The organism is Mesorhizobium sp. M4B.F.Ca.ET.017.02.2.1 (assembly GCF_003998955.1).
In the GTDB taxonomy this organism is placed as follows: domain Bacteria; phylum Pseudomonadota; class Alphaproteobacteria; order Rhizobiales; family Rhizobiaceae; genus Mesorhizobium; species Mesorhizobium abyssinicae.
In genome coordinates, this window is the sequence record NZ_RZOF01000267.1 from 1 (window position 1) to 8,695 (window position 8,695).

The 8,695-nt window shown below is 65.3% G+C and carries 10 protein-coding genes; 3 read left to right on the forward strand and 7 right to left on the reverse strand.

Going from position 1 to position 8,695, the window contains the following annotated elements; translation table 11 throughout:
* Positions 1–17: 17 nt before the first annotated feature.
* From EN738_RS25305 to EN738_RS25320, 4 genes are all read right to left on the reverse strand, one after another.
* A complete protein-coding gene (locus EN738_RS25305; RefSeq protein ID WP_127286089.1) occupies positions 18–302 on the reverse strand; it encodes an SCP2 sterol-binding domain-containing protein in 285 nt (94 codons plus the stop codon).
* A gap of 175 nt (positions 303–477) precedes the next feature.
* Positions 478–1,002, reverse strand: a complete 525-nt coding sequence (locus EN738_RS25310; protein WP_127286090.1) for a hypothetical protein — start codon at positions 1,000–1,002, stop codon at positions 478–480.
* 34 nt (positions 1,003–1,036) lie between these two features.
* Complete coding sequence (locus EN738_RS25315; RefSeq protein ID WP_127286091.1) at positions 1,037–1,453, reverse strand: hypothetical protein; 417 nt, start codon at positions 1,451–1,453, stop codon at positions 1,037–1,039.
* Positions 1,454–1,460: 7 nt separating this feature from the next.
* Positions 1,461–2,015, reverse strand: coding sequence for a rod-binding protein (locus EN738_RS25320; RefSeq protein WP_245494668.1), 555 nt, complete (start codon positions 2,013–2,015; stop codon positions 1,461–1,463).
* Positions 2,016–2,293: 278 nt separating this feature from the next.
* Between EN738_RS25320 and EN738_RS25325 the strand changes: the two genes are divergently transcribed.
* A complete protein-coding gene (locus EN738_RS25325) occupies positions 2,294–2,881 on the forward strand; it encodes a transglutaminase-like cysteine peptidase (RefSeq protein ID WP_127286092.1) in 588 nt (195 codons plus the stop codon).
* Between the two features lie 42 nt (positions 2,882–2,923).
* On the opposite strand, the gene EN738_RS25330 is transcribed toward EN738_RS25325, so the two are convergent.
* Genes EN738_RS25330 through flhA form a run of 3 tightly spaced genes read right to left on the reverse strand, consistent with a single transcriptional unit; the run spans position 2,924 to position 6,148 of the window.
* The gene (locus EN738_RS25330) at positions 2,924–3,307 is read right to left on the reverse strand and encodes a hypothetical protein (protein ID WP_127286093.1); all 384 of its coding nucleotides are present in this window, start codon (positions 3,305–3,307) and stop codon (positions 2,924–2,926) included.
* Between the two features lie 4 nt (positions 3,308–3,311).
* Complete coding sequence (gene fliR / locus EN738_RS25335; protein WP_127286094.1) at positions 3,312–4,064, reverse strand: flagellar biosynthetic protein FliR; 753 nt, start codon at positions 4,062–4,064, stop codon at positions 3,312–3,314.
* Positions 4,061–6,148, reverse strand: a complete 2,088-nt coding sequence (gene flhA, locus EN738_RS25340; protein WP_127286095.1) for a flagellar biosynthesis protein FlhA — start codon at positions 6,146–6,148, stop codon at positions 4,061–4,063. The genes fliR and flhA overlap by 4 nt, the downstream gene beginning before the upstream one ends.
* A 141-nt stretch (positions 6,149–6,289) precedes the next feature.
* Between flhA and EN738_RS25345 the strand changes: the two genes are divergently transcribed.
* Together EN738_RS25345 and EN738_RS25350 are read left to right on the forward strand one after the other, a co-directional pair.
* Entirely contained in the window at positions 6,290–6,589 is a 300-nt protein-coding gene (locus EN738_RS25345; RefSeq protein ID WP_127286096.1) for a putative quinol monooxygenase, read from the forward strand.
* Between the two features lie 146 nt (positions 6,590–6,735).
* Positions 6,736–8,517, forward strand: coding sequence for a chloride channel protein (locus tag EN738_RS25350; protein ID WP_127286097.1), 1,782 nt, complete (start codon positions 6,736–6,738; stop codon positions 8,515–8,517).
* The last annotated feature ends 178 nt before the right edge of the window (positions 8,518–8,695 follow it).

Genomic DNA, 8,695 nt, shown 5'->3' on the forward strand with positions numbered 1-8,695 from the left:
TTGGTTTTTCGAGAAGGTCAGCCGAGCAACGGGCTGAGCGCCATGGCGACGGTCATGTCGCCCTCGATCTTTATCTTGCCGGACATGAAGGCCATGGTCGGGTTGAGGTCGCCGGCGATCAGCGAATCCAGATCGTCGAGCGAAAGCTTGACGGTGCAGTCGGTCGGCGCGTCGGTGGTCGAAACGCTGGCGCCGTCGATGACGATGACGCCGTCGCTGCCGGTATCGAACTTCACCGAATGCTCGAAGCCCGCGCTTGCCACGCGCGACTTGATCCTGTCGGCAATCTCCTGAACGCTCACGGCGGTTCTCCTCATCTCGTTGCGTTTGATGCGCGGCGGCGCTTTGCCCGGCGCATGTCGCGATCACGGTCGCTGACGCATATAGCTTCGCATTGACGTTTACGTCAACGTGGTGGCGATGCGTCATCTCGCATCACCTCGGCAGACCTGTAGGCCGCCGTGCCTCGGCGAGCGATCAATGCTCCGCCTGGAAAGGCTTGGTCATTGCTTGCGCGGTCTCGCCGGCATTCTTGCGGCGGCGCAGCGCGTTGTCGCGGATCTCGTCCTTGGACAGGAAGTTGACCTGGTCGACCAGGACGTCGTGCACCAGCTCGACCCCGACGCGGGCGTTGATGGTGTCGTGGATCGCCTTGCGGAAAGTATCGAGATCGATCGTGTCCTTCTTGGTGAAATCGATCTGCGGGTTGGAATAGAGATAGGAATAGACCTGGTCGGTGATCAGCGCCTGCGCCGGGATCGACAGTTTCTTTATCTGCTCGGGCTCGACCGTGTAGACGAGCTTGGTGAGAAAATAGCCGTCGATCCTGCCGTCGCGGATCAGCGGCACCGAGATGATGTCGGTCTTGACGTAGTCGAGGCCGCCCAGCATCGGCTTCGGCGTCTCGCCGACGCCGGCCTTGCCGGCCGCCTGGAACGAATAGAACACGGCGCCGAGCGTCGCTGCGCAGATCCAGATCGCGGCGGCGATAAACTTGATCACCGGTCGTTTCCCCGCATGGGCCTCGCGGCCGAAGTCATGCCCGGGCCCAGCCGAATTCGCCGGCCGAATAGGTGCCGTCGGCCTCGGCGCGCTGGATGGCGTTCTTCAAGAGATTGGCGACCTCGTTGACGGCGTTGAGATGGGCAAGGATCGCCGCCTCGTTCTTGGCCAGCTTCTGGCGCAGCCGCGCCAGCCCCTCGCGATGCTGCTCCAGGAATTCGATCTCGTTGGCGCCCTTCATGGCACGGGTCAGCTCATAGAGGTAGCGGCTCTTGCGGGCGTTGGAGGCCTTGAGGTCGTAACCTGTGCTGGCGCGGATGCCCGCCGTCTCCTCGTCGACCGCTTCCTCGATGCGGCCGATGATGGCGGCGAGGTTTCCAGGTCGCGCGAACTGGACGGGCGCTTCCGAGGTCCGCGCCGGCAGGTTGGAGAGTTCGGATTGGTCGGCCATGAGGATCCTAAATTTTCGTCTCGGTTTCTATGGTCGTGTCGTCGCCGGTCATCGACCGCGCGGCCTGGCGCTGCAGCTCCTGCACCATCGAGGTCGACAGCCGGGTCTGCTGGTCGACCTCGGTCTTTTCCGGCCCGCCCGAAACCGGGCCGACAGGCACGGTGCGCTTGCCGTCCCTGTAGTGGTCGGCAAGCAGCGATCTGGCGATGCCGATGCCGCCGCGCGCGGCCATCGCATTGGCCATCTGCTCGGCCATCTGCGATTTCCACATGTCGCCGGCGAGGCCCTTGCCGTAAACGCCCTCGGTGTCCTTGGGCATCATGTTCTGGATGAAGGTCTGCAGCACCATCGCCTCGAAGCGCTGGAACTTCTTCTCCGGATTTGCCGCCTCGGCCTTGTCCGCCGTGGCGCGGGAAAGCATGGTGCCGGTCGTGGCGACCGAAAACGCGTCGGAGGCGCCGCCGGTGCGTTTCGCCAGTGCGGCCCGCGCGGCCTCGACATCCGTCGGCTCGGCGGCGCGGGCAACGTCCAGAACGATGTCGCTGGGTGGAGAGATTGCCAAAAAAGTCCGCCTCTTGCCGATTTTCGTGGCACGGACAATGGCGCAACAAGCTTGCGGCAGGCTTGCGGAGAGCGAGGCGACGCGATCGGCGCCGGACCGATACGCGCTCGGCCAGAATCCCTCTGCCGGCCAACGCCGCGACACGGCTTCAAGTCTTATTTTTCGAAGTATTAATACGTTAACGGCGCTGCCTCGCTAACGGCCAAATTGGGCAGTTTAGAAACCGCTCATTAACCCGCTCCCCTCATCCTCAAATCCACGCACTGGAGACGTTGATCGTGAAACGCGATGTCGCGCTGATCGCATTCTTGCTGTCGCTTGCCTGCCCGTTCGCTTCCCAGGCCGGGACGATCATGGAAACCAGCGGCAAGGCGTTCGCGCCGCCTGCCTTCTTTTCGTTCTGCAGTCGCCAACCCAGCCTGTGCAGCACCGCCGGGGGAAGGAAGGTCGTTGTCCTGCAGCCGGGACTGAGTTCCGAATTGAAGCAGGTGAACCGCTCGGTCAATTCGCGCATAACAGAGCTCAGCGACCAGGCCACCGTCGGCAAGGAAGACGACTGGCGCGTGCCGACCGTCTCCGGCGATTGCGAGGACATCGCGATCCTGAAGAAGCTCGAACTGATGAAGCGCGGCTGGCCGGCTTCGGCGCTGCTGCTGACCGTGGCAAGCTATCACGGCGAAGGGCATACGGTGCTGACGGTGCGCACCAGCGAGGGCGACCTGGTGCTCGACAATCTCACCAACTCCGTCCGCGACTGGTCCAGCACCCCATACAGCTATTTCGCCCGGCAGGCGCAGGGCAATGGCAAGCGCTGGGAACGGATCGGTGCAGCCAGGCCGGTCAAGGCCACCGCGACGGGCGGCTGACGCTTCTCAGGGCGCCGTCCAGCGCCAAGGCGGAAGCCACCGCTATTCCTGTTCCCGTTTCTGGGCGATCAGATCAAGCCGCTCGCGGTCGGAGCGTTCGCGCTCGTCGCGGCGGCGCACGTCCTTGTAGGCGCGCTCGACCATGTTGGTGCGTGCAGTCGCCGTGGCGATGAGGCCCGCTTCCTGCCTGGCACTTTCCAGGCTGGCCTCCTGGCGCACCAGGGCATTGGCGATGCGGCGATGGTAGAGGTCGGGGAACAGGCCGGCCAGCGACTGGTCCGCGTCGAAATGCTCGACCAGTTCCCTTGCCTCGGCCTCGGCGGTTCCCGCCGCCGCCACGAATGTCGCATGGCGCGTCTCGTGCAGAGCCTTCAGCTGCTCCTGCACCTTGACCAGTTTCCGCAATCGCTCCTTGCGCGGGGTCATCGCTTCACCGGGCGAGCGTCAGTTCGACAAAGCCATCGACGAACAGCGACAGCAAGGTGCCGATGGCGAAATAGAAGATGATCAGCCCGCCGGCGATGACGAAGGGCAGCGAGATGAAATAGACCGGGATCTGCGGCGTCAGCTTGTTGACGAAGCCGATGGTCAGGTTGACCAGGATGGCATAGGCGACGAAGGGGCTGCCGAGGCGGATGACCAGGAAGAAGGCGTCCGACACCGTGTCGGTGACATCGACGAGCGCTGCCTGCGGGTTGAAGAAAACATTGACCGGCGCGACCGCATAGGAGGCGACCAGGGCGCGCACGATCTCGTGGTCGAAATCGAAGACGAAGAGCAGCAGCAGCGCCGAGAACGAGATGATGGCGGCAAGTGCCGCCTGCGGTTCCGGCTCCTCGATCGCCGGCCCGCCCGAGCCGCCATAGCCGATCAGCATGGCGATGGCCGAGCCGATGAAGCGCAGCGCCTCCATGTAGAGCCTTGTCATGGCGCCGATCAGCCCGCCGACCAAAAGCTCGGAGACGATCATCGGCGCCAGGATCTGCGGACGCGGATCGACATAGGGGTAGATGCGGTCCCAGAGGAAGGCGAGCAGGCCGCCGGTGGCGGCGACCGACACGAACAGCCGGACCTGGATCGGCACGCGGGCGCTCGACAGGCCCGGCATCAGCATGAAGCAGGCGCCGATGCGGCAGAAGGCGAGGAAGGCGGCGATGACGACGCCTTGCGAGAGCGCGCTCACGAGATCGTCCCGAGCACCTTGATCTCGACGCCCTTGGCGATCTCGACATGGGAGAGAACGGGGAGCGTGGTGAACAGGCGCTCGATGATCATGCGCACATAGGGCCGCGCGTCGGGCGCGGTGACGAGGACAAAGCGCTCGCCGGCTTCGAGATGCTTGCGGATCGCCTTGGTCGCATCCTGGCCGAATTCCTCGAGCTGGCGCGGGTCGATGTCGAACTCGCGCACCTCGCCCTTGGCGTCGCGCTTGAGGCTCTGGTGGAAGGCGAGGTCCCAGCGGTTGCCGAGGCGCAGCACCTTGAGCATGCCACCCTCGGAAAGATCGCCGCAGATCTGCTGCGCCATGCGGATGCGGACGTGCTCGACGATCTGCTCGGTGCGGCGCACGTGCGGCGCGATCTCGGCGATGGCCTCGATGATCAGGTGCAGGTTGCGGATCGACACGCGCTCGGCAAGCAGGAGCTTCAGCACCGCCTGCAGGCCGGGATAGGAGATGTGCGAGGTGCAGATCTCGTCGGCGAGCTTGCGGTATTCCGGATCCTGCCTCTCGAGCAGCGCTTTCATGTCCTTGTAGGAGAGCAACTGCGGCAGGTTGTTGCGGATCACCTCGGAGAGATGGGTGAGCAGCACCGACATGTTGTCGGCATAGGTGTAGCTCTCGCGCTTGAGGTCCTCGGCGAAGGTCTCCAGCACCGAGAAGGCGCGCATGCCGAAAGCCGGCTCGCGGATCTCCTCGCCTGGCAGGTCCGGCACGTCGCGGGTGCCGAGCAGCACCATGATCTCGCCGACGCGCATCTGGTACTCGGCGACGACCGTGCCGTGGACCTTGATCTGGTAGCTCTTCGGCGGGATGGCGAAGTCGTCGGCGACGCGCACTTCGGGCACGACGAAGCCATATTGCTGGGCGAATTTCTTGCGCATCTTGGCCATGCGGAAGACCAGCTCCTGATGCGACACCAGCAGGCGCGTCGACAGCTGCTTGCCGATCAAGAGCTCGATCTCGGCGGTGGCAAGGGAGGCCTTGACCGAGTTCTTCTCCTCCTCGGCCTTTTTCGCCTTCTCCTCGTCCTTCAGCGCCGCGGCGGCGGCCATGGCGCGGTTGTGGCGCAACGGGATGACGTAGCCGAGACCAGCCATGCCGCCGGCAAGGGCAAAGAACGGGAACAGCGGCAGGCCGGGCATGAGGCCGAGGATGACCAGCAGGAAGGCGGCGACATAGAGCGCGCGCGGGTGAGCGCCAAGCTGGCCGAACACGGCCTGGTTGGCCGAGCCGCGGGTGCCGCCCTTGGAGACCAGCATGCCGGCGGCGAGCGAGACGATCAGCGCCGGAATCTGGGTTACGAGACCATCGCCGACCGACAGCTTGATGAACACGTCGGCGGCTTCGCCCATGCCCATGCCGTGGCGGATGTAGCCGATGGCGATGCCGCCGACGATGTTGATGGCGGTGATGATGAGGCCGGCGATGGCGTCGCCGCGCACGAATTTCGAGGCGCCGTCCATCGAGCCGAAGAAGGAGGATTCCTCTTCCAGCTCGCGGCGGCGCAACTGCGCCGTCTTCTCGTCGATCATGCCGGCGGAGAGGTCGGCGTCGATCGACATCTGCTTGCCGGGAATGGCGTCGAGGGTGAAGCGGGCGCCAACCTCGGCGATACGGGTGGCGCCCTTGGTGATGACGATGAAATTCACCACGATCAGGATCAGGAAGACGATCAGGCCGATGACGAAGTCACTCGACATCACCAGCTTCGAGAAGCCCGAAATGACATAGCCGGCCGCGTGCGTGCCCTCATTGCCGTGCGACAGGATCATACGCGTGGTGGCGATGTTGAGCGACAGCCGGAGCATGGTGGCGATCAGCAGCACGGTCGGGAAGGAGGAGAAGTCGAGCGGCCGCTGGATCCACAGCGCCACCATCAGGATCAGCACCGACAGCGCGATCGAGAAGGCGAGGCCGATGTCGATGAGGAAGGCCGGGATCGGCAGGAACAGCACGGCCAGAATGATGACGATGCCCAGCGCGAAGAAGACGTCGCGGCCGTTCTTGGCCGCCAGGCCTGCCGGGATTGTTTCGCTGATCGCCATATCGTCCTCAAGTCTCCAGCCCGCCGAGTGCGCGGCAGCCTTTCGAGCCTAACCGGCCAAGCTTGCGCGAAGGTGGGAGACTGGCTACTGCCGATGGGCGCGGCATCCTCAGCCGCGCGCAACCTTCAGAAGGGGACCGGCATGCTCGTGATCATCGGCACCATCCGCTTGCCGGCGCACAGGCTGGACGAGGCAAGGCCGGCCATGCAGACGATGGTTTCGGCGAGCCGCGCCGAGCCGGGCTGCCTCGAATATTCCTACGCGCAGGATGTCCTCGACAGCGGGCTGATCCGCGTCACGGAGGTATGGAGCGACAGGGCCGCGCTCGAGGCGCATTTCCGCTCGCCCCACATCGCCGACTGGCGCGCGAGCTGGCCGGCGCTCGGCATCGGCGACCGCAACCTCGTGCTCTACGAAGCCGGCGACGCCAGGCCGACCTGATCGAGCAGCCTGCATCGATATCGTCGCGATTGCCGCAGCGCCCAAATGGCGCCACATGCAGTCGGCATTGCAATTGCCACGCAATGCCGCCGGGCGTATCAGGCCGGCAGCTTTCCATTCCCTTCGGATATCGGCCAACCGCTCCGATGACTGCCACAAACCACAGCCAAGTCTATGCCCGCCGGCTGCGCGCGGTGCTGATCCGATCGATCCCGCTGCTCGAGGCGCGCGGCATCGTCATCGTCGTACTTGCGGGTGTCGTCGGGGTGATGTCGGGCGCGCTTGTCACCGGCATGAGCGAACTGGTGCAAGGCATGCACTGGCTGCTTTACGGCGTGCAGCCGGGCGGCCGGCTGTCGGCGATGTTTTCGCTGGCAAGCCCGATGCAGGCGATGATCCCGGCGATCGGCGGCATCCTGCTTGGGCTGACCGTGATCTGGCTCAGGAAGTGGAAATTCCGCACCCCGGTCGACCCGATCGAGGCCAACGCGCTCTATGGCGGGCGCATGTCGCTCACCGACACGTTCATCATCGTCGGCCAGACGGTGCTGTCCAGCGGCTTCGGCGCCTCGGTCGGGCTGGAGGCCGGCTACACGCAGGTTGGCTCTGGTCTGGCGTCGCGGCTGGCGCGCGCCTTCAGGCTGCGCCGCAACGACGTGCGCATCCTCGTCGGCTGCGGTGCAGCCGGCGCCATCGCCGCCGCCTTCGACGCGCCGCTGACCGGCGCCTTCTACGGCTTCGAGCTGATCATCGGCATCTATTCGGTCGCCAATGTCGCGCCGGTGATGACGGCGGCCATCTGCGCCTCGCTGACGGCGGAAGTGTTTGGCGTCGTGCCGTTTCCGCTGGAACTGTCAGGCCTGCCGGCGCTGACCGCCAGCCAGTACATTCCGTTCCTGCTGCTCGGCCTGCTCGGCGGTGCGGCCTCGATCGCCATCATGCATCTGGTCAGCCTGATCGAGCACGGCTTTGCCCGGCTGTCGATCGATGCGTCGCTGCGGCCCTTCATCGGCGGCATCCTTGTCGGGCTGCTCGGGCTGGTGACGCCGCAGGTGCTGTCCAGCGGCCATGGCGCGCTGCATCGCGAGTTCGCGATGAACTATGGGCTTGGCGTCGTCGCCAGCGTCTTCGTGCTGAAGCTGGCGGCCTCGGCGATCTCGCTCGGCTCGGGGTTTCGCGGCGGCCTGTTCTTCGCCTCGCTGTTCCTCGGCGCGCTGCTCGGCAAGGTCTTCGCCGGCGTGATGGCATTCGCCTCGCCGGCGACCGGCATCGATCCGGCGGTCGCCGCCGTCGTCGGCATGACCTCGCTCGCCGTCGGCGTCGTCGGCGCGCCGCTGACGATGACCTTCCTGGCGCTGGAATCGACGCGCGACCTGACGCTCACCGGCGTTGTGCTGGCGGCCTCGCTCATGGCGGCGATGCTGGTGCGCGAGACTTTCGGCTATTCGTTCTCGACCTGGCGTTTCCACCTGCGCGGCGAGACCATCCGCAGCGCCCACGACGTCGGCTGGATGCGCAGCCTCACGGCCGGCTCGATGATGCGCAAGGATGTTCGCACCATCGATGCCGCGACGACACTTGGCGCCTTCCGCAAGGCGGTGCCGCTGGGCTCGGCGCAGCGCGTCATCGCGGTGGATGACGGCCAGCACTATGTCGGCGTGCTGATCGTGGCGGAACTGCACAGCGAGGTTTCGGATGGCGAGACGCCGGTGCGCGCTCTCGCCCGGTTCAAGGACGCCGTGCTGGTGCCTTCCATGAACGTCCAGACGGCGGCCGAAACCTTCCAGCGCGCCGGTGCCGAGGAACTGGCCGTGGTCGAGGATTTCGCCGATCGCGTCGTGCTTGGCCTTTTGACCGAAAGCCATCTGATGCGGCGCTATGCCGAGGAACTCGACAAAGCGCGACGGGACCTCTCCGGCGAAGGCTAGCGGCTTTCGCCGGCGCCTGCAATGATCAGGCTGACGACAGCACAGCAGACACGACGCCCACCTGATCCCTTCACCCTCCCTCCGGAAATTCTCCCATGCAAGCCAAGCGCAACGGCGACATATCGTTCTGGTATGCGGATATCGGCGGGGGTCCCCCGCCGCGGCCGCCCTTGCCCCG